At 57.5% G+C, this 22,232-nt stretch carries 13 protein-coding genes; 7 read left to right on the forward strand and 6 right to left on the reverse strand.

Annotated features, from left to right (window positions below):
• Nucleotides 1-167 precede the first annotated feature (167 nt).
• Nucleotides 168-989 (reverse strand): carbon-nitrogen hydrolase family protein, encoded by an 822-nt coding sequence (locus tag ACA071_RS25270; protein ID WP_497641606.1) that lies wholly within the window; start codon nt 987-989, stop codon nt 168-170.
• Nucleotides 990-1,116: 127 nt separating this feature from the next.
• On the opposite strand from ACA071_RS25270, the gene ACA071_RS25275 reads away from it, so the two are divergent.
• From ACA071_RS25275 to ACA071_RS25290, 4 genes are all read left to right on the forward strand, one after another.
• The gene (locus tag ACA071_RS25275; RefSeq protein ID WP_497641607.1) at nt 1,117-1,917 is read left to right on the forward strand and encodes a helix-turn-helix transcriptional regulator; all 801 of its coding nucleotides are present in this window, start codon (nt 1,117-1,119) and stop codon (nt 1,915-1,917) included.
• A gap of 151 nt (nt 1,918-2,068) precedes the next feature.
• Nucleotides 2,069-3,688, forward strand: coding sequence for an FMN-binding glutamate synthase family protein (locus tag ACA071_RS25280; RefSeq protein WP_497641608.1), 1,620 nt, complete (start codon nt 2,069-2,071; stop codon nt 3,686-3,688).
• Nucleotides 3,689-3,744: 56 nt separating this feature from the next.
• Nucleotides 3,745-4,029, forward strand: a complete 285-nt coding sequence (locus ACA071_RS25285) for a putative quinol monooxygenase (RefSeq protein ID WP_497641609.1) — start codon at nt 3,745-3,747, stop codon at nt 4,027-4,029.
• Nucleotides 4,030-4,098: 69 nt separating this feature from the next.
• Nucleotides 4,099-4,395, forward strand: a complete 297-nt coding sequence (locus tag ACA071_RS25290) for a cupin domain-containing protein (protein ID WP_497641610.1) — start codon at nt 4,099-4,101, stop codon at nt 4,393-4,395.
• Between the two features lie 22 nt (nt 4,396-4,417).
• Here the strand turns inward: ACA071_RS25290 and ACA071_RS25295 are convergent, their stop codons facing one another.
• Together ACA071_RS25295 and ACA071_RS25300 are read right to left on the reverse strand one after the other, a co-directional pair.
• On the reverse strand, nt 4,418-4,792 hold the full coding sequence (locus ACA071_RS25295; RefSeq protein ID WP_497641611.1) for a GtrA family protein: 375 nt from the start codon (nt 4,790-4,792) through the stop codon (nt 4,418-4,420).
• 115 nt (nt 4,793-4,907) lie between these two features.
• A complete protein-coding gene (locus ACA071_RS25300) occupies nt 4,908-6,413 on the reverse strand; it encodes a glucosyltransferase domain-containing protein (RefSeq protein ID WP_497641612.1) in 1,506 nt (501 codons plus the stop codon).
• Nucleotides 6,414-6,639: 226 nt separating this feature from the next.
• Here ACA071_RS25300 and ACA071_RS25305 point away from each other — a divergent pair, with 226 nt between their 5' ends.
• Complete coding sequence (locus tag ACA071_RS25305; RefSeq protein WP_497641613.1) at nt 6,640-7,800, forward strand: OpgC family protein; 1,161 nt, start codon at nt 6,640-6,642, stop codon at nt 7,798-7,800.
• A gap of 88 nt (nt 7,801-7,888) precedes the next feature.
• On the opposite strand, the gene ACA071_RS25310 is transcribed toward ACA071_RS25305, so the two are convergent.
• Both ACA071_RS25310 and ACA071_RS25315 read right to left on the reverse strand, forming a co-directional pair.
• Nucleotides 7,889-9,310 (reverse strand): amino acid permease, encoded by a 1,422-nt coding sequence (locus ACA071_RS25310; protein ID WP_497641614.1) that lies wholly within the window; start codon nt 9,308-9,310, stop codon nt 7,889-7,891.
• Nucleotides 9,311-9,697: 387 nt separating this feature from the next.
• Nucleotides 9,698-13,378 carry a dermonecrotic toxin domain-containing protein gene (locus ACA071_RS25315; protein ID WP_497641615.1) on the reverse strand — a complete coding sequence of 1,227 codons (3,681 nt, stop codon included), beginning with the start codon at nt 13,376-13,378 and terminating at the stop codon, nt 9,698-9,700.
• Nucleotides 13,379-13,732: 354 nt separating this feature from the next.
• Here ACA071_RS25315 and ACA071_RS25320 point away from each other — a divergent pair, with 354 nt between their 5' ends.
• Both ACA071_RS25320 and ACA071_RS25325 read left to right on the forward strand, forming a co-directional pair.
• Nucleotides 13,733-16,843, forward strand: coding sequence for a transglycosylase domain-containing protein (locus tag ACA071_RS25320; protein ID WP_497641616.1), 3,111 nt, complete (start codon nt 13,733-13,735; stop codon nt 16,841-16,843).
• Nucleotides 16,844-17,277: 434 nt separating this feature from the next.
• Nucleotides 17,278-21,696 carry an NEL-type E3 ubiquitin ligase domain-containing protein gene (locus ACA071_RS25325; protein WP_497641618.1) on the forward strand — a complete coding sequence of 1,473 codons (4,419 nt, stop codon included), beginning with the start codon at nt 17,278-17,280 and terminating at the stop codon, nt 21,694-21,696.
• Nucleotides 21,697-21,706: 10 nt separating this feature from the next.
• Here ACA071_RS25325 and ACA071_RS25330 read toward each other — a convergent pair whose 3' ends face one another.
• The gene (locus ACA071_RS25330; RefSeq protein WP_497641620.1) at nt 21,707-22,207 is read right to left on the reverse strand and encodes a CS1 type fimbrial major subunit; all 501 of its coding nucleotides are present in this window, start codon (nt 22,205-22,207) and stop codon (nt 21,707-21,709) included.
• Nucleotides 22,208-22,232 lie beyond the last annotated feature (25 nt).

The raw sequence follows: 22,232 nt of genomic DNA on the forward strand, positions 1-22,232 counted from the left end.
GTGATCGTTCCCACGCTCTGCGTGGGAATGCCTCAATGGACGCTCTGCGTCCGCTCGTGGGACGCGGAGCGTCCCGGGCTGCATTCCCACGCAGAGCGTGGGAACGATCGGTACAGCGCAATCGCTGTTCGGCGTAGAAGCTGCCGAAGGCTGCGATCTTTTGATCTTCAGTTTTTAGGGATCAGTAACTCCCGCAGTCCATTGGCATGCTCGACAATCTTCCCCGGCAACTTCAGCCGCTGATCATCCAGGTACCGATAATCCTGCCGCGCCGCCGTCAGCTGGTTCAGGTCCAGCTCAACCGCAAACTGCCCCTCCTCCCGCCCGGCTTCGAACAGCAACGTGCCCAGCGGATCCACCAGCGCACTGCCGCCGGCAAACAACAAGCCGCCATCGCCCGCTTCCACCCGGTTGACCATCAGCGCGAACGCCTGGTTTTCCTGGGCGCGGGCCATGATCGCGGTGCGGTGCGTCGGACCGTACGGGTCCATGTTGCCGTTGGTGACCAGCAGCACTTCGGCGCCCAGTTGCGCCAGGGCGCGGGCGGTTTCGGGGAATTCGATGTCGTAGCAAATCAGCAGACCGACCCGCACTCCGTTCCACAGGCAGGTGGCATAGCGATCACCGGGCTCGTAGACGCCGCGATCCGACGCCCACAAATGCGTCTTGCGATAGCGCAGGGCAATGCCTTCGGGAGTAATCAGCAGCGTGGTGTTGTAGAAACGGCCGTTGTCGTTCTCGGCCATGCCGACGACCACCGCAATATTGCGTTCACGCGCCGCATCAATCACCGCGCTGACGGTCGGACCGTCCAGCGGCTCGGCGACCTGGGCCACGGTCTCTTCCGACGCAAAGCCCATCAAGTGGCCTTCCGGGAACATGATCAGCTGGGTGTCAGCGGCGCAGCCGGCAATCGCGACCAGGGCGCGTTCGAGGTTGTAAGCCGTGTCGTTGTCACGGCCTGCCAATTGGGCGAGTTCGACCTTCATGGGTATTCCTTGTTAAGAGCGCCGGGGATGCAGAAAGATTGCCCGGTCGGTGTCTGTGCGCCAGTATGCGCAGCAAGCAACCGGCCAGGGAATTACGCGGCTGGGGTAACCCGATAGGGGTAGATGCATGACACTCTCGCTGGATGACATCGCCTGGCACCGCTCGGTGGGGCAACTGATCGATGCCCTGGACAAGCCGAACTTCTGGACGCAACTGGTCCGATTATTGGATCAGTACGTGGATTTCGACAGCTGGGTGGCGCTGCTATTCAGTGCCGATCAGCATCCACTGGTGTTCGCCGAATGCCCTGGCGAGGACGGCAGCCCCGATCAACTGTTCCAGGATTACCTGCGCGGCTTGTACCTGCTCGACCCGTTCTACATCGCCTGCCGCGAACAGTCGCGCACCGGGCTCTATCGCCTGTCGGAAGTGGCGCCCGAGCATTTCGAGCTGACCGAGTATTACCAGCGCTACTTTCGTCTGAATGTGGTGGCTGACGAAATCCAGTTCAATTGTCAGCTCGAAGGCGACCGCACGCTGTGCCTGTCACTGGGCAGCAAGCAGCGTTTCAGTGGCCAGCAGATTGCCTTGCTGTCGCTGATCCAGCCGTGGGTGCTCGGCCTGTTGCGCCAGCGCCTGCCTTATGAAATCAACGAAGTCGTAGCCCTGGCCCCCGCACCACCGCAGGTCGACTGGCGCGTGCAGCTGGAAGCGTCGGTGCAGCAACTCAAAGGCGCGCAATTGACCGCCCGGGAGCTGGACGTCGGGCGGTTGATGCTTAGCGGTTGCTCCAGTAAAGAAATCGCCCGTAAGCTGGAAATCTCCGTAGAAACCGTGAAAGTCCATAAGAAACACATGTACAGCAAGCTGGGGATCAAGTCCCAGTCCGAGCTGTTTTCGATATTTCTGCAGGCGCAAAACGCCTGACACACCGCTTTCCTGTAGGAGCGAAGCTTGCTCGCGAAGGGGCCATCCAATTCAACATTGATGCTGGCTGACACACCGCTTTCGCGAGCAAACGTCGCGCCTACAGGGATAGCGTGTTGCACATAACCGAGTCCGAACCCAGGGAAACCGTATGAGCCTGTCACTCCTGAGCCGCTACGCCTTCTTTGCCGTCTGCGTGATATTCACCCTCGCCAGCCTGCCCTTTCTGGAGCACGACTGGCTCTGGCCGATCACCGCTGTCACCGGGGTGCTTAGCCTCGTAGGTCTGTTTGACCTGCTGCAAAGCCCCCACGCCGTGCGCCGCAACTACCCGATCCTCGGCAACATTCGTTATCTGGTGGAAGGTATTCGCCCGGAAATCCGCCAATACCTGCTCGAATCCGACAGCGATGCCCTGCCCTTCTCCCGGGCCCAGCGTTCGCTGGTCTATTCCCGAGCCAAGAACGAAAGCGCCGACAAGCCATTCGGCACGCTGATCGACGTGTATCAATCGGGCTTCGAATTCATCGGCCACTCCATGCGCCCGGCGCCATTAAGCGACCCGAGCAGTTTTCGCGTCATGGTCGGCGGCCCGCAGTGCATCCAGCCGTACTCGGCGTCGGTGTTCAACATCTCGGCCATGAGCTTCGGCTCCCTTAGTGCCAACGCCATTCGCGCGTTGAACCAGGGTGCCAAGCTCGGCAACTTCGCCCACGACACCGGTGAAGGCAGTATCAGCGCCTATCACCGGGAAAACGGCGGCGACCTGACCTGGGAACTCGGCAGCGGCTACTTCGGTTGCCGCACCGCCGACGGTCGTTTCGACCCGGAACGCTTCGCCGCCCAGGCGCAAACGCCGCAAGTGCGGATGATCGAAATCAAGATGAGCCAGGGCGCCAAACCCGGTCATGGCGGGATCCTGCCCAAGCACAAGGTCACCAAGGAAATCGCCGAAACACGCGGCATCATGATGGGCGAAGACTGCATCTCGCCGTCACGCCACAGCGCATTTTCCACCCCCATCGAACTGATGCACTTCATCCAGCAACTGCGTGAGCTGTCAGGCGGCAAACCGGTGGGTTTCAAGTTCTGCCTGGGTCACCCGTGGGAATTCATGGGCATCGCCAAAGCCATGCTGGAAACCGGGATTCTCCCGGATTTCATCGTCGTCGACGGCAAGGAAGGCGGCACCGGCGCCGCGCCCGTGGAATTCACCGACCACATCGGCGTGCCGATGCGTGAAGGTTTGCTGTTCGTGCACAACACGCTGGTCGGCCTGAACCTGCGCGACAAAATCAAACTCGGCGCCAGTGGCAAAATCGTCAGCGCCTTCGACATCGCCAGCGTCCTGGCCATCGGCGCCGACTGGGCCAACTCGGCGCGCGGCTTCATGTTCGCTATCGGCTGCATCCAGTCGCAAAGCTGCCACACCAACAAATGCCCGACCGGCGTTGCGACCCAGGACACGCTGCGCCAACGCGCCTTGGTCGTCCCGGACAAAGCCCAACGCGTGTTCAACTTCCATCGCAATACATTGAAGGCTCTGGCCGAAATGCTTGCGGCTGCCGGGCTGGAACATCCTTCACAGTTGTCGGCCAAACATCTGGTACGACGGATGTCGGCGACCGAAATCAAATTGTTCTCGCAGTTGCATGTGTTTTTGAAGCCGGGGGAATTGCTCACCGGGGAAGTGAATGGCGAGTTTTACTCGCGGATGTGGCAGATGGCGCGGGCGGACAGTTTTGAGCCGAGCGAAGTGGCGGCTGCATAAGGAATGTTTGAGCGCCAGCCTCATGGAGAGGCTGGCGAATATCAAGGAAGAACACCATGCTGAAAGTGATCGCCGAAGACTTCATCCAACCCGAACACATTGAAACCGTTCGACCGTGGTACGCCGAACTGGTCGAGAAAACCCGGCTGGAGCCTGACTGTATCGCCTACGACCTGTTCGTCGATCAGAAAAACCCCGGGCACTTCATCTTCGTCGAACAATGGCCGAACCGGGCAGCGCTGGATGCTCATTGCCAGACCGAGCACTTCCGACGCCTGGTGCCGCAGATCAACCATTTCCAGGCCAGGGATTGCATTGTCTTGCTAATGGATGCCTTCTGACACACCCACAATGTTCAACACGCCATAGCGGACCACCGACGGCAAACAAACACTGCAAGGAGCCGCAGCATGCCGTTATTGTCTTTCGATTCACTGGCCCGCCAACTTCCGACCACCTGGAAATCATCGGTGGTCGGTCATATAGGCCCATCCCGCATTAAGGTTTTGCGCATGGACGAGCAAGCCTATGAGCAAGAGTCCCACGACTACAACGAAGGATTACTGGTCATTTCCGGATGCTTGCACCTGGACGTTGCCGGGCAAGCCGTAAAGGTTCAGAGCGGTGAAATGTACCTGGTGGAAGCCGGGGTCGCTCACTCGGTGCTGCCGGGTAGTCACGGAACGCTGATGATTATTGACGTATAACGATGGAACACGAGCGCCCTATTCAAGCCTCACGGCCACGAAACAACACGAACTTCGAAAAGAAAAACCCGCACACCAGGCTCAATAACGAAAACGACGTCACTGTCACCAAACCTTGTAGCCGCCACACATCGCCCAGACGCCCGATGCCGTAGCTCGTGATCCCCATAAAACCAATGAACAGCAGATAGCCGAACACCGATACCTTGCCATCGAAGGTATAAAGCGCGTTCACGTAAAAGGAAAAGGACGCAGCAACACAAAACGCCGCGAAGTTGCTCGCAGCCTGCGTGAGTTCAGCGCCGGAGTTGAGTACAAAAAAAATCTGCCAATGAATGATCGCATTGGCCACCCCGACCACTGTGTAAGTGGAGAATTCCTTCCAAAAGGCTTTCATCCCGGCTCCTTCCTGCGTCGCCGCTTCAGGTGCCTGTCAAACTAAAATCATGTCCGGGTACCGTCTACTGTCAGAAATTACAGGTTGGCCACTATTCTCGACGAACGGCCAAGTCTCACCATTGGAGTTCAGTCACCGGCCTTGGCTCTTTCATGACAATAAAACCGTAATCGCCCAGCAGATAAATGCGGTAGTACTGGCTATCAACCAATGGCACAAACCCTTGGTAACCGACCCGGGTCGCGTTGCGTCGCTCCCTCTCTGCGACCACATTGGTGATGCCTGCCTTCGGCAGGTTTTCGGCCAGCATGTAGTAGTCGGTGTTGAGCAAGTAGTGCAGCACCGGCAGGTGTTTGAAAGAACCGGCTGCACCGCTCAGCCAGTGATCGGAGTAGGTCACCGACAGGTAGATGCGTTTGGCATCGCGCAAGGCAGGACGCGATGCAATGTCGTAGCTCAAGGCATTCAGCGCGGAGTTGGCGAAGGTCTTCTGCACCACCAGCACCCGGCCATAGGCGAAGGACAGCGAGAGCATGGCCAGCAGCGGAATCAGCAACAACAAGGGCAGTCGCTCATGCACATCCGCCAGCGCCAAATGACTGAGGTAGAACAGCAGCACCAGCAGCACGGAAAAACCCATCAAGGTCCGGGCGCCTTCATTGAAGTCGCGAAAAAACAGCGCGGCGCCGGGCACCAGCAGCGCCGCGATCGGTAAGGTCAGTAAGCACAGAAGGCCGACCAGCGCTTTCTTCGGCCCGACCTCACGTCGTTCATGGATGCGTCGTCCCACCTCGACGCTACCGGCAACGGCACATAGCAACAACGCCGCAAACACCCAACCGAATCCGCCGTGAAACAGCAGCACGACCTTTTCCAGCACTCTGCCGACATTGGTTTGGACTTGCAGCAGTGGATCCGCCGCCCAGTTCAAAAACAGGGTGCGGCTCTGATTCATGTAGGCATAAGCCGTGGCGCCGTAGATCAGCCAGGCCAGCACCATCTGCGCTACTTTCCAACCGACCAACCGACACCACTCGGGCCAGGGTAGCCGATCCTTTGCCCACCGCAGCAGCTCCAGACAACACAGCCCCAGAAACACATTGATGCTGACCTGATACAGCCCCAGGCCCAGGGCAATCAGCACCGCGGGAACAACCAGTTGCTGGACGCGAGAGGCGCTGCGAAAGGTGATCGCAAAGATGACCGCTACCAGGCTCAGCGCCATGGCCGGCCCGTCATATTGATAGGACAGGTTTTGCAGCAGGAACGGGTTGTACCAAAGCGCGAGCACCACCAGACAGTGGGATAACCTTGGCTCGGCAAAATAATGGAAAGTCAGGCGGGTCAACGCCCAAGCCATGGCTAGCGTGGCAAGCAACAATGGCAGCGGGAAGATGTTCGGCGCAGCACCGGTGAAGGTCAGCCAGTTGTAAAACAGCTGCGTGAATAAACGGCCCTCCCCGGCCCAACCCATGCCAGCGGCCAATGAACGCCAGTTGTCATCGATGTACGGATAGTCGGCAAGGATCAGCGGCAGGACATAGGCAAAGGTCGCAATGAGAAACCACAGCCAGATCCGCCGACCGCCGAGCTCTCTGTCGAGCCAATCGCCCATCCGCATGTCGGTGCCCCTTGGGGTTACTACGTTCAACCCATGAAGCTTTGAACCTGTCGCGGGGCATAATTCCCCCGGTTTTAGACAAACGGCGATCACGGGCAATATCCCGTAATATCCCGACTTTGCAATTACCGGCCAATCACGCCACCCTGCGCGCCGCCGAAGTGCGGCATGCACCTTTTGCGCAGCGCACCGCTCCTTACTCAATACCGTTCAAGAGCCCTCAGTCATGACGTCTGAACGCGATCACCGAATCGACTTTTTTCGAGGCCTGGCCCTGATCTTCATTTTCTGGGATCACGTGCCTCACAACCCCCTCGGCCAAATCACCCCGCGTAACTTCGGTTTCAGCGACGCCGCCGAAATCTTCGTATTTCTCGCAGGCTACGCAGCTGTTCTGGCCTACGGAAAAATCCTTGCGCGCGACGGTTATCTGGTCGCCTGCGTGAAAATCCTGCGCCGCACCTGGGTGCTCTATGTGGTGCATATCTTTCTGCTGGCGATGCTGATGGGCATCGTGTTCTTCGCCAACAGCCATGTGGAAACCCGTGACTTGGTGGAAGAAATGGGCATGCACCACTTCATCACCAATCCCCAGCAAGCGTTGACGGATGAGTTGTTGTTGCGCTTCAAACCGAACCTCATGGATCCGCTGCCGCTGTACATCGTGTTGCTGGCGGGCCTGCCGCTGGTGCTGCCGCTGCTGGTGCGCGCGCCATGGGCGGTGGTGGCGGTGTCGTTGACGGTCTACTTGCTGGCGCCGTGGTTTGGCTGGAACCTCGCCGCGATCAAGGACGGCGTCTGGTACTTCAACCCGGTCGTCTGGCAGCTGCTGTTTGTGCTCGGTGGTGCGACGGCGATTCACGGGCAGCGGCCACGATTGCCCGACACTCGATCACTGATGCGCCAGCCGCTGTTTGTCAGTGCCGCGGTGTACGTGGTGCTGGCCGGGGTGATTACGATCTCCTGGCGCTGGCCGGAAATACACGACGCGGTGATGCCAGCCTGGCTGAGTAACCTTCTGTACCCGATCAGCAAGACTGACCTGTCGCCAGTGCGCCTGCTGCACTTCCTCGCGCTGGCCTATGTCACCGCCAAGTTGTTGCCCGACAGCGGCTGGACGCACAACTGGCTGGCGCAGCAAAGCTGCCGCATGGGGCGTTATTCGCTGGAAATCTTCTGCCTGGGCGTGTTGTTGGCGCCTTTGGCGGACATGGTCAATGCCATGACCGACGATGTGTTTGCCATGCAGATTTTCACCGCGCTGGTGGGTGCCGGGTTGATGGCGTTGTTGGGGGCCTGGCTGGATTTCAATAAGCGCCTGACCCAACCCATCAACAGATCGCAGCCTTCGGCAGCGCCTACAAAAGCAGACCGCGTTCCCCTGTAGGAGCTGCCGCAGGCTGCGATCTGTTGATCTTCAAAATGCAAAAGCCCCGGCCAATTGACCGGGGCTTTTTCATTTCAGGCGTTACGACTCAGGAAGCCGAACGCACCGCACCTTGCGCAACATTGGTCGGTTGCAGCTTGAACACGTAGAACAACACCGTCAGCAGCACCAAAAATGCTGGGCCGACATACAACGCCACGCGGGTATCCGGGAAGTACGCCATCAGCCCAACCACCAGCACCAAAAATGCCAGCGCCAGGTAAGAGCTGACCGGGTACAGCCACATCTTGTATTTCAGCCCGGCCCGTTCGCTGGCGCTCAGGCCTTTGCGGAATTTCAGCTGGGCCAGCAGGATCATCACCCAGGTCCAGATCGCGCCGAAGGTGGCAATCGCGGTGACCCAGACGAAGACTTTTTCCGGAACCATGTAGTTGAGCAGCACGCCCAACAACAGCACGAAGATCGACAGCAGCAACGCGCGACGCGGTACGCCGTTGCTTGAAGTCGTGGCGAAACCGGCCGGGGCCTGGCCGTTCTGCGCCAGACTGTAAAGCATACGGCCGGTGCTGAAGATGCCGCCGTTGCACGACGATAGCGCGGCGGTAATCACCACGAAGTTGATGATGCCGGCGGCGGTCTTGATGCCCAGACGCTCGAAAGTCATCACGAACGGGCTGCCCTGGGTGCCGATTTCGTTCCATGGGTAGATCGACAGGATCACGAACAACGCGCCGACGTAGAACAACAGGATCCGCCAGAACACCGAGCCGATCGCATTGGGAATGGTCTTCTGCGGGTTCTTCGCTTCACCGGCGGTCAGGCCGATCATCTCGACGCCGAGGTAGGCGAACATCACCATTTGCAGGGACATCAACACGCCTTGCACGCCGTTGGGCATGAAGCCGCCGTGAGCCCACAGGTTGGAAATCCCCAGTGCCACGCCGTCGTTACCAAAGCCGAATGCGATCACGCCGATACCGCCGATCACCATCGCAATGATGGTGACGATCTTGATCAGGGCGAACCAGAATTCGAATTCACCGAAGGCTTTCACCGCGATCAGGTTGATGGTGCCCATGCTGATCAACGCCGACAGCGCCCAGATCCAGCGCGGCACCTCGGGGAACCAGACGCCCATGTACACCGCCACCGCGGTGATTTCCGCGACGCAGGTCACCAGCCACAGGAACCAATAGTTCCAGCCGGTCAGGAAGCCTGCCAGTGGGCCGAGATAGTCTTGAGCGTAACGACTGAAGGAGCCGGCGACCGGGTTGTGCACGGCCATTTCGCCGAGGGCGCGCATGATCACCAGGATCGCCAGACCGCCGATGATGTAGGACAGCATGATCGCCGGGCCCGCCATTTCGATGGCCTTGGCCGAACCGAGGAACAGGCCGACGCCGATACAGGCACCGAGTGCCATCAAGCGAATATGCCGTTCGCCCAGTTCGCGTTTAAGCGGGCCGCCCTGAGCGGTCTCGCCTTGGGGCAGATGATTGCCTGCTGGCATAGGGGTACAACCTCGTCTTGTTATTGGATGTGACCACCGAGCATCGAAGCGTCGACCGATAAGCCGTTGCTTGCCTGAAACCGGGTCTGCCTTTTGGGCAAACCCGTCTTGTAGGACAAAACCTGCAAGATCAGCGGGGCGTGCAGTATAAAAAGCTTCCGACAGGGTTTTTCACTCTATAAACCACAACATTCAGCGAGAATCCCCGCTAAAAGCCCGGTTTACGGAGTGCATTTATCGGCCTTAATAGAATTATTCACTGTTAAAACGCCGGCGAGTATTGCACAGCAATGGTGCACCGTCATGTTCACCCGGTACGGGTGACCGGTTGAACTGGGCGACTCGGTGTTCTCTTTTCTCAGGACAATCGCGATCACGCTTCCAGGCTTACAGCGCAGCCACCGTCTTCTCGGTCTGAGTTGGGCGGGCACGATTCACACCTACACCTGTGTCGACCGTGACAACTTGTTTGGCCATGCTCTTTCTGACTATTGATGTTTCATACGCTTTTATGTACGAGTCGGGTTGTCCAAAAAAACCCGGTTTGGCTGTGGAATACTTACTGATGGACGGAGCCCCTTGAATAGACTGGTAGTGAATATTCCATACCCGGGTTTTTCGGTCGTATTTCATATAGGCAAAGCCTGCCAACAGCGAGTCGACATTGCCGTTTTGATCAACATCGACTCCATAATCCAGGAACTCCATGGCAGCAGCGAGGCCCCACCCATGTTCGTGAGCGGGTAATTTATTGTATTGGGCGTCTTCCTTACCGCCCTCGACATGCCGGACCCGCAATACATTGTCCTCAAGCTGATCCACCAGCAGCGAGCAGCCACTGAAACCGGGGGTAAAAACGTGGTCGGGGTCCGTCCACTCGGGGTGAACCGGTATATCGACGTAGCCACCCTGAGCCGCCCAGTAACCGGAAACGGCATTGGATTGGTCAGGCACTTCACCGGCATCAATATCGACGACTTTAATGGCATTGAACTCACCTTTCACCACACCGGAATAGCTCATCCGCTGCATGGAATAGATAAAGCTACTTCCCCCCCCTTCACTGTTGCGCAGTTGCGCAGAAACGCTTGCTGAATAACGAGCCTTTACTGGATCAAACAGATTAGTGTCGATTATTACTCGACTGAATTCGGGTACCGACAGTGCTTTACGGATGTCGATAGGCCCGGCTGTAAACGGCACGTTATGGTGATACTCGCCCCATTCGAAACCTACATCCGAGAAGTTTCGCTGCTCACCCACCGCTATCACGGGCTCCCACAAACCATTCGGTAGTTTTTTGCGCGTAATGCCCGGGCCGGTCATTGCCGGGTCGGCAGTGGCTTCAAACAACAGCTGACCGAGTCCGGAAGATGTAAAGGGTGCCTCCTCGTTGATCAGCTCCTTTGCCGTCGAGCCAAGCGTGCCATCCTGATTCACATAGTTCATGAAATCCGCGGCATCGAGCCTGTGCCTGTTGGCAAACCCTTCACGCGTCAATTCATGACGCTCGCGCGCCGACAGACGCTCCCACTCCACAAGATGTTCTGCCTTGATGCTTTGGCGCGGGGTTTTATCGATTTCAAGAAACTCGAAGCCTTCGGCAGTCAGGGATCCGTCTGCCCGCACGTATCGTTGCAATGTCGAAAGGAAAAGCCCGCGATCCGTGGCAAATTTACGCAACGTGTAGGTTTCAGGCACTTGGGATGACAAGCGATTCCAGTCCAGAAGATCCCTTGCAGAAATAAGGCTGCTGTTTCTGAAGCCCCCCTTCAAGGAAAGCGGATGCCATTGATCAGGCTTGATCTGCCATAACCTCAATTCCGTAGCTCGATTGTTTGCGGGGTCAACGATGTTGACGTCCACGAGGTCTGCATTGAAATTGAATGAATCTCTGACCTGGTACACCGCAACCGTCCCGGTCTCATCGATGTTACGGATGTAAAACCGCTGCCCTTCAATGCTTCGATAAATCCCTTTCGAGGAACTCAGCCCCTCTATAGACGATTCAGCGACGGCATACCGGTTATTGGCGACGTTGCTGATTCCCTTCGTGGACACCGGCAATGGATGTACAGATACAACATCGCGCTCACCGTTCACATTGCCGGAAGCGCTTTGGTCAGTCACCTCATCAGGTATCTGATTGATGGACGAACCCACCGAAGGCTTACTCAACGAACGATCCAGAGTGTGACGCCATTGGCCGTCAATGGAATCTTCCAGGATCGGTTGATACGCCTGCGGGGTTTTCGGGTGCTGGATTCGCCACTTGCCGATCACCGGATCAAAACGCTTCTCGAAGACGTCACCCGCCACGCGAACATAGTGCCGATCCGCGATTTGATACTGCCCACGGGCATTGGGCTGGATGCTTTCCAGTGACACTTCACTGCGGTAAGCGCGAAGGTCAGGCTTCCACAATCGCGCCTGTCCGTCAGCCAGTTCTATCGGTGTGAAGTCCGTGTGAAGAACGCCAAATACTGCAACGGTCGCAGCACCCGTACTGAGGTTCTCCACCACATCGACGATATGTCGCCAGCCAACTTCTTTATCTCCCAAACTCAGATCCTCGACACCCTCCAATACCTCGTACATCAACTGCACTGCGGTGACGCTCAGCATCACCAAGCCCACTGCCGGTACCAGGAAAGAGGCCACATTCAGCAATACAAAGGCGTCCTCGAACAGCTCTGCGATTAACCCACGGCGACCTTTTGCATCGGCCTCCTCGGAGGGAACAGCCTGGCTGCGGGCGTCGAGCAATAGTCGCGTTTTGTGTTCCTTGTAAAGCGTTGTCCAGATATCAAACTCTTGAAGCCATGGCTTTCCTGAAGGATCCAGCACCCGCAACTGAAGCAAAAAGTCAGGCGCCTGCTTTTGGCGACGCTTGGGTTCCCTGCGCCGGTCCTCCAACAACTCTCGGGGAACCTGTTCCGTGAAGCTGGTGAAATACTTTGCAAGGTCTTTGCATTTCACAAAGCGACTGAAGAATTTCTGGTAGTCAGTGGCCGCCTCCAACGAGCGAAGGGCACTTGGATTTTTCCGCACCAACTGGCTGATCAGTCGAGCCTTGAGTGCGGCCAGTGATGCGTAATATTTAACGGGATGATCGGGGTCGTCCGGAATGTAGGCGATAAGGCCGCTCTGTGAACCGACATTCACGGATGTCAAAAATTTATCCAGTAAGCTTTCGTCTGGCTCGGCAATCTCAAAAATGACGCATCCGTGCAACGCCATCCCCATGAAACTCAGGCTGCGGTGCCAGATGGCCTTACCGTCAACCCGTGCGGTTTTTTGGCCGCTTATGATGTCCAACAGTGCGTTGTGGTGCTTCGACTCAATATTGCCCTTGATCAAGGCAATAGTACTCGCCGCCTTTAATGCCGCTTTTTGATAGCCCACGAAGACTTCGTTCAATCGGGCCTGGGCAGCAACATCATCCCACTTCAACATCTTTTTTATATGGGCTTGATACTGTTGCCCCAGATCGAGTTCCCGGCACATATTGATGAAACGCTCTGCGCTGAGTGAAACTCGTTTGCGGATTCCTTTCTTTGGCCCATAGGTGAAAATTTCAGCACCGAAAAAATGTCCTCGGTCGGTTTCCTTTTCCTCGAAGTTATTCAGGGCCGCCTGCAGCAGCGTAAAGTATTCGATTTTTTCTGTGGTGCCTATTAATGAAGCGTGGGGTGTTAGCTCGATCCATGTTTCATTTACATTGAGATCCAAAGCAAATACTTCACTGATTTTTTGTTTCAATAACGGTTCAGCAAACGCCTGCAGTGGCTTGACTCCGGCCATGACATCAGTCAATTGCGTGTGTGCGATTACACTCGATTCAACGACTCGCCTTGCTTCAGCGCGCTGTTCCTGCGAAGCACTTGTTAGCCAGCCGGGGAGGGTCGGCACAAAACTTTTCAACATATCCAGATTCTGTTTTGACATATTCAACAGGTACGCAGGAACTGCCGTTTTTACGATCTCAAAATATTTATCAACTTGGCTTTCCTCTTTGTTATCGACAGCCTTTTCAGAATTCGTAACCGTATTTTTAAGTTCAATCATCACATCATCCCTGATATAAAAAAGCGAGAGCGCAATAAATATCAGAGCGGCCAAAACAAACAACTCAGGAGTTATTACCAATCATTCGCAACACCCTTCCCTCTATTAAGACAAGCGCCCCTATTCCAAGTCAGATGTTAAGAAACGTTCCCAAAGGCAGGTCGAACCCATCGTCATCCAGTCATTGCTATACGAAAAATGTCCTGCCGAGTGCCCCGCCGCTTCCACGGACACCCCAAAGCCCCCCCCCGACTCGATCGACCGCTAAAGACGTTCACAATTTTTTCACCATCGCCAACCACCGTCTAAGCTTCAGACAAGTCCGATCAATCTGCGTGAATGGATCAGTCGACTATGGGCGCGTTATGGCAAAGCGATTCGAGTAAAACCGTGGTTCCGACTGAACGTGTGGATGATGCGCCTTTACCTGAAAAATCCCGTCGTACCAAACACGGCTGGAAGGCGTTCTGGCTGTTGCTGCTGATTATCCTGATCGTGCTGGGCCTGGCCGCCGCCAAGGAAATGCGCACGTCAAAGTTTCAGGCCCGGGAAGTCAGCAAATTTGCCGCGTCCCTGAGTTATGAGGTGCAACCCGGCCCGAGCGATGCGATTCGTTACCCCGGTGCCGGTCCGTTCGATTTGCGTTTGGGCTACAGCGCCATGGGGGATTTTCTTCCGCGGCTGCTCAAGCGCAATTATGTGATTGCCTCGCAAACCCGCTTTTCACCGGCGCTGATGAGCTACAGCGACAAGGGCTTTTTCGTACCGTATTCGGAGAAAATCCAGGCCGGGCTGTCGATCACCGATTGCCGCGCGGCGCCGCTGTATCGGTTCAATTACCCGCAGCAGCTCTATTCAAGCTTCGAGTCGATCCCGCCCGTGGTGGTCAACAGTCTGTTGTTCATCGAAAACCGTTTCCTGCTGGATCCCAAACAGCCCCTGGCCAACCCGGCCGTGGACTGGCCGCGATTCGGTATGGCCGCGTGGTCCCAAGTGGCGAAGCTGATGCACCTGCCGGGGCAGTCGGCGGGCGGCAGTACGTTGGCGACGCAACTTGAGAAATACCGCCACTCCCCCGATGGCTTGACCGTGTCGGGCGCGGAGAAGATCCGGCAGATGATTTCCGCCAGCGTGCGTGCCTATCAGCCCGGCCCGCAAACCTTGCAGGTGCGGCAAAATGTGGTGCGCGACTACCTCAACAGCGTGCCGCTGTCGGCGGTCCCCGGCCACGGTGAAGTGCATGGCATGGCCGAAGGTTTGCGCGTCTGGTACGGCGCCGATTTCAACAAGGCCAATGAAACGTTGGCCAGTACCGCCACGGATCCAAAAACCATGGCCGCAAAAGGCCTGGCCCTGCGTGAAATGCTGTCCTTGATGATCGCCCAGCGCCGCCCTTCCCACTACCTGACCAAGGGTCACGAAGAACTGGCTGATCTCACCGACAGCCATGTTCGATTGCTCGCCCTGAACAACGTCATCGATGCACCACTGGCCGCCGCCACACTGGCCAGTAAAGTGACGTACCGCGACTGGCAGACCCAGCCGACCATTCAGCCGATCGAAACCAACAAGGGCATCAGCACCGCCCGCAGTCGCTTGGCGTCCATGCTTAACCGTCCGCTGTATGACCTTGACCGCCTCGACCTGTCGGCCACCAGCACGTTGCAAAGTGACTTGCAGGCCCAGGCCACCGAGTACCTCAAGCATCTGGCCGACCCAGTGTTTGCCGGGCAGATCGGCCTGATCGGCGAACGCCTGCTGACCCCCACCAGCACCACGGCGGTGCGCTACAGCTTCACCCTGTTCGAACTGACCCCGGACGGCTCCCGCGTGCGGGTGCAGACCGACAGCACCGATCAACCCTTCGACATCAATGAAGGCAGCAAACTGGAGCTCGGCTCCACCGCCAAGATGCGGGTGCTGACCACGTACCTGCAGATCATCTCCGAGCTGCACGATCAATACGGCGACAAGACCGTGGCCGAGCTGAAGAAAACCGAGGTCCCCGACCAGGATCGCCTGAGTCGCTGGGTCGTCGATTACCTGATCCAGAACACTGACCGCAGCCTCCCGAAAATGCTTGGCGCAGCCCTTGATCGCAAATACTCGGCCAGCCCCGGCGAGGCGTTTTTCACCGGTGGCGGCCTGCACGTATTCCACAACTTCCGCAACGAAGACAACGGCCGCATACCAACCCTGCGCGATGCCATCCGTGAGTCGATCAACCTGCCGTTCATTCGGCTGATGCGTGACATCGTGCGCTACACCACCTATTCCGGCCCCAACAACAGTGCCGAATTGCTCAAGGACGACCGCGACCCTCGGCGTCAGGAGTACCTGGCGTCGTTCGCCGACAAAGAAGGCACATCGTTCCTGCTGAAGTTCTGGAAAAAGTACAAAAACAAGGACACCGACGCGCGCCTCGAAACCTTCCTCGACAGCATGCGCCCGACCCCGATTCGCATGGCCGCCGTGCATCGTTATCTCTACCCGGACGCCGAGCAGGCCGCTTTCAACACCTTCGTGCGCGCGCACCTCAAAGGCGCCAAGCTCACCGAAAAACTCACCGACGAACGCCTTGAGCGCCTCTACCTGAGCTACGGCCCCGGCTCTTATGATCTGCCGGACCAAGGCTTTATCGCCAAGGTCCACCCACTGGACCTGTGGCTGATCGGCTACTTGCTGACCCACCCCGATGCCAAGTGGAGCGAGATCGTCAAAGCCAGCCAGTTCGAACGCCAGGAAGTCTACAGCTGGCTATTCAAGAGCAAGCACAAGGGCGCCCGCGACAGCCGCATCCGCACCATGCTGGAGATCGAGGCGTTCCTCGACATTCATCAGCGCTGGCAGAAAGTCGGCTACCCGTTCGACCACCTCGTGCCTTCGCTGGCCACGGCCATCGGCAGCTCCGGCGACCGCCCCGCCGCACTGGCCGAACTGATCGGCACCATCCTTAATGATGGCGTGCGCATGCCCACCCTGCGCATCGACAGCCTGCATTTCGCCGCCAATACGCCATATGAAACCCAGGTGATCAACGACCCCAATGTCGGCAAACGCGTCATGCCTTCCGAAGTCGCCTCAGCCATGCGCGAAGCCTTGTCGCACGTGGTGGACGCCGGCACCGCCAAACGAGTATCCGGCAGTTTCAAAACGCCGGACGGCACACCGTTGGCCATGGGCGGCAAGACCGGCACCGGGGATAACCGCATCGAAGCCATTGGCGCCGGTGGGCGGATCCTCAGTTCCAAATCGATCAACCGCACCGCGACCTTCGTGTTCTACATCGGCGATCACCACTTCGGCACTTTGACCGCCTTCGTGCCGGGCCGCTCCGCCGAAACCTTCAAGTTCACCTCGGCGTTGCCGGTGCAGGTGCTCAAGGGCATGGCGCCGATCTTGACGCCGTATTTGCAGCCGGGGCGTAACACGGAGTGTCTGGCGCCGGTGGTCGTGCAGCAATGATGACTACGGCTCACCGGGGAATTTCCTACAACGCAAACAGCAATAGTTACAACGGTGGTAGATACCTATTTTCGACATTTCAATTTTCAATTGTTAACCCGTCAATACGGGGTTTCGGGGCCAGTCATTTCGGCTTTTTTTATTGACGTTCGTGGGTAGCCTGATGCTCTCCAACTCACGTTAAGAACCGTCAAATGTCGCCGTTTCAGCCAGTCATAAACCCGCACCACTCCCATGACGCTCCCGATAGCAAGGGCCGGCATTACGCCCTGATCAAGGACAGTATCGGGACACGTTTTACCGGCATGTCTTTAACCCGAATGCAAACCCTAAGCAATGCCAGCCTGCGGCGGGAAGCTTGGTACACGTCAGTCGACAAAACGCTTGAAAACGCCAATGTAAAGGCCTGGAACTCGCAAAACGATGTCGACCGAATGCTCAATGAAATTCGGGACATCTCTACGTTTGCCGAACCGTTGCTCAAAGCCGCATTGAAAAAACAATACCGCATCGACCTTGATGTAAAGGCGACTTATCTACGGCTCTACATACCGAAGGAACTTCCTTGGTATGCGATTGATACCTCGAGAGGCGTGATCACCCGAACGGTGTCAATACTGGACGCTGCACTGCATAACTTCGCACGCTCCGAAACATTCGAAGCGGAGTCCGATTTCATTACCCGGCCCGATGACCGTGGGCACTTCGATGTTGTGCCGATCAAACAAAAAATGAGCATCGGCCAGTTCCAGATACTGTGTCGCGAACTGGATATCGGTGCCCGTTACAAACGCCACCTTGAAAACATCCTGCTGCCTGCCAGTCCAGAGGCTGCCGGCATCCTGCGTAAAAAGGTTACCGTCAATCAGAAGGCCGCGTTCAAAGCTGCCGCGCACCTGGCTCTTGCGAAAAAAGACATCAGTCGCGCGGCCCATGACGTGGTGATGGGCATGGTGATCGGGCAGCGGGGCCTGACCCTGGACGGCAAGGTCATGCAGGCGTGTGACTTGACCATGATGGATGCCACTCTCACCGGCATCGTGATGTTCACTACCGTCGAACAGCAAAGTCGCGGCACCGACAAGGTGATTGTGTACGTCCCTCATGATCCCGAGCACCCACTGAGGGAATACTCGTCGACCAGCGAATTCATGACAGAGATCTCTCGCCAACTGCGCGAAAACAGCACACTGCCATCGACCGGAATCACTTATCAGCAATTCTTCAGCCAGTTCGTCGACCAGCAACAACGCGGGCATTTTTTCGTCGGTTTGGCACAGCGCCTCAGCATCGTGAAATGGCATGAGAAGCAGCCGCTGGACCCGCGCCCGACATGGCGCGAAACACCGGTGGAAAACCCCAAACTACTGTTTTGCGTGTCGGTCATCACCCGTCCGTTATGGGAGCATCTTTATCAACAAACGCTCAACAAGGTGCTCAATGACGCCCGAGAAATCGCCGTCTCCACCGCCGATACGGACAGCAAGGCACGCTGGGCCTGGTGGGACAACTTCAAGAAAATCATCTCGGATATTTTCAATGTCGCACTGATGGTGGTGACGCCATTCGTGCCGGGCCTTGGCGAACTGATGCTGGCTTATACCGCGTATCAACTGACCACTGACGTGGTGGAGGGTGTGGTAGATCTGGCAGAAGGCCTTTGGGCCGAAGCGGCTGAACACGTGATCGGTGTGGTGACGGACGTGATTCAACTGGCGGTGTTCGCTGCCGGCGCCGCTATCGGTAAAGAGTTTCGCCTCAAGCTCTCCCCCGTCATCGAGGGGATGAAACTGGTGCAACTGCCCAACGGTGAAACCCGCTTATGGAACCCTGACCTTGCTCCCTATGCGCAACAAAACGTCTCACTGGCCAAGGACTCCACGTCGGATGCAACAGGGCTGCATCGTCACGGTGACGGTTACATCCTGCCGTTGGGCGAACATCTTTACGCGGTAAAAAAAGACCCCGACACCGGTGAATATCGCCTCCAGCATCCACAACGAGCTGACGCCTACGCCCCGAAGCTGAGCCATAACGGTCGCGGCGCCTGGGTGTATGAAGGCGAAAACCCGCGGCTCTGGGACACCGCGACACTGATGAAGCGAATCGGCCACAGCACCGACGGTTTCAGCCCTGAAAAACTGGAAAACATCCGGGTGATCAGCGGTGTCGATGAAGGCTCGCTGCGCCGGATGCACGTCGAACATGCGCCACCGCCGTTACTCCTGGAAGATACCCTCAAGCGCTTCAGGGCGCCCGGCGAACAAACCCACAGCACCGATCCAAACGCCCGACGACTACAGAGCCGCTATCCGATCTTGTCCAGCAACATCGCCGAAGCCTTGCTGACCCTGTCAAATAAGACCGAGCTGGAGGTGTTTTCCAAACAACAGCGTCTCCCCCTGCACCTGGAAGTCCAGGCCCGCGAATGCGTTTTTGAAATTCGCCTGATGCGCGCGTTCGAAGGTGTCTACGAAAACAATCGGCTGACCGTCGATACCGAACGCTTGGTGCTGAACGTGCTGCGTTTGCATACCGACACCTATAACAATCTGCGCATCGAAATACGCGGACGCTCGTTCGAGGGCGAATTGCGTTGCAGTGTCGGGCCGGACGATGCTTCGACCATCAGGGTGCTGGTGCGCGACGAACAGGGCCGCTACGAAATACGCGATACCGACAACCGACAACGCCACGAAGCGGCTGATCTGTATGAGTCGATCCTGCGCGCCATGCCTGCCGCCGTGCGCTGGGAAATCGGCTATCAAACAGGCCAGGGTGAGTGGTTCAAGGAATGGCTGATCGCCAAGGCCGAACCGCCCGCCGAACGCCGGACAGCACTGTTGGAGCCGCCGATCCGGCCTGTCATTGAGCCGCAACTGGCGTTGCTATTGCGGGGGCCGGCGCTAACCCGGGAAGGGTTGAGCCTGCACGAACGCGTATCGGATCTTTACCCCCACATGGGCGAACGGGAAGTCGACGCGTTTGTGCAGTCGCTGAATGCCAGACCCGACCCTTTGCAGGCGATCAAGGTGCTCGAAGATGAGCTCGATCAATTACGCAATACGCTGCAATGGTGGCAGGAAACCATCAGCCAAACCTTGCCCGATGAGCCGGTGATTCCCCACGGGGCAGCCGTGCATATCGCCGACCGGCTGCTGGAGTGTTTCGAGAGAAAGTCGCGGGTGTTTGGCGAGCGCAGCAGCCTGGAGGACGGTTATGTGTTGGACCTGTCCTCAGAGTTGCTGCACCGCACTATTGATCGGGAGTGGCAAGCGCTGCCCGATATCAAAAGCTATCTCGATCAGGTCAGCACCCTGTCCCTGGATAATCTGAGCGTTGCCGAAGGCTCCGATGGCCTGTTGAAAGACTTCCGTCAGTTGCGCCAGTTCAGCGCAAGGCATTGTGGTCTCACGCACCTGCCCGAGGTCGTGGGCAAGATGCATTTACTGGAGACCCTGCGCCTGACCGACAACCGCATCGAGCTGACGACCGAGGCCGTGGAGCACTTGCGCAACCTGACTCGGCTGGAAATCCTGCGGCTCGACAACAATCCGCTGGGACGCGTGCCGAACGTCGAACGCATGCCGCGCCTGAAAGTGCTGAGCCTGATCAACACCGGCATCGACACCTGGCCGGACGGCCTTTTCAGCAAGCCTCGCCCGCGAGGTTTTCTCCTGGATTTGCAGGACAATCCGATCGCCAATGTCCCCAACGTAGTGCCCGGTTCGCAGAGCGCGAAAGTCATTGCCCGCACGCGCCTGTCCGCAGCGCACCTGTCGGAAACCCACCAATCCATCATTTACCAATACCGGCAATCGGTGGGAATGCCCCCCCGAACCCCATACGTCCCAGCCGCAGAAAACGCGCGACAAAAATGGCCGGTCGTCAACGATTCAAGCCTGTGGAGTTCGGCACCGGGGCTAGGGACATTCAGGGCGGAGGCCTGGGACCGACTGATTATGGAACCGAACGCCGAAGGCTTTTTCAGCGTCATCGACAATCTAACCCAGTCGTCCGACTTCATGGCTGGCGGCGAGTGGCGTAAACAGCTTTCCCGGCGCGTCTGGGACATGATCGATGCGATCGACCTCGACACCCCGCTTCGCGAAGAACTGTTCACCATGGCGACAGCGCCTACCAACTGTGCCGATGCGGGGGCGCAGTTGTTCAACAACATGGGGGTCAAGGTGCTCGCCTCGCGGGCGTACTCCTACTCGACTTATCGGGCACCCTTGGAGAAAGCGCTGGTCACCTTGGCCAAAGGTGCCTCGCGCCTTGATCGCGTCGACGAAATCGCCAGCGCCGATGTCATGGAGCGCGGCGGCAATCCGGATGTGGTCGAGGTATACCTCGCTTACGAGACCGCGCTGGCGGATCGTCTGCAATTGCCCTGGCAATCAGAAAGCATGCTCTTCCGACCGGTTGCCGGCGTCAGTGACAGCGCTATCGACCAGGCTTTCGACACGGTGATTGCCCGGGAGGAAGGCGATGGACTGGTCAACGCCATGCTTGAGCAGCCGTTCTGGGACAAGTACCTGCATGAAACGTGGCCCAGTGAGTTTCACGCCAACGCGCAGCGCTTTGAAAACCGATCAGCACAGATTGAAGCGTTACGCGAGGCTCAATCGGCCTGGGCACATGCAGGGGATTTGCCTGAAGCACAAAAAAATCAACTGAGGGAACCGCTGCGGGACCTGGCGCAACAGCTGTCCGTTCCCGAAAGCCAGGTCTTTACCGGGAAAGAAATGACCGACCAACGCTATGCAGATTTGTATAGCGATCAGGGTTACCAAAAGCAGGAACTGGCCCGGCAAAAAACCCGTGAGGCATTGGAACAGGCCGGGGCTTGAAACGCGGGTGTCAGGACCCTGGCGCCCTGGCATTGAACAATAAAAGCACATTGCCGTAATAATCCCCGGCCCGATATCCCCCGGCAGGTGGTAGCGGTTCTATCTCCAATAGCACCCGCGAACCCACCGCTGCGTCGGCGGCCGATACCACTAGCCGGGGCTCGACGGCATGACTCAACTCGACACCGTTGAAGCTGACCCGCAACGCAATATCGTCTGCCGGGCGGCCATTGGACAGGTAGGCCTGCGTGTCGAGGCGCGCCTCGATCGCGCTGGTATCGTGCCGCACATCAAAATATTTGCGCAGATTACCTAGCTTTGAGGTCGCAACAATCCAGGGCAGTATCTGCTCGCGGTGAATCCAGCCAGGGTCCGCCGGCAGAATGTAAAAAGAGCGTGTCGGAACCGTCACGGACACTTCAAAAGCGTGCTCCTCGCGAGCCCCGAAGACCGTCAGGCTTGCCAACCCCGTTGCAGCCAACAGCGTGGCGACAGTGCATTGCTTGATCATGTTTGTTACCCACTGCGTCAATTAA

The organism is Pseudomonas sp. LBUM1646 (genome assembly GCF_059716165.1).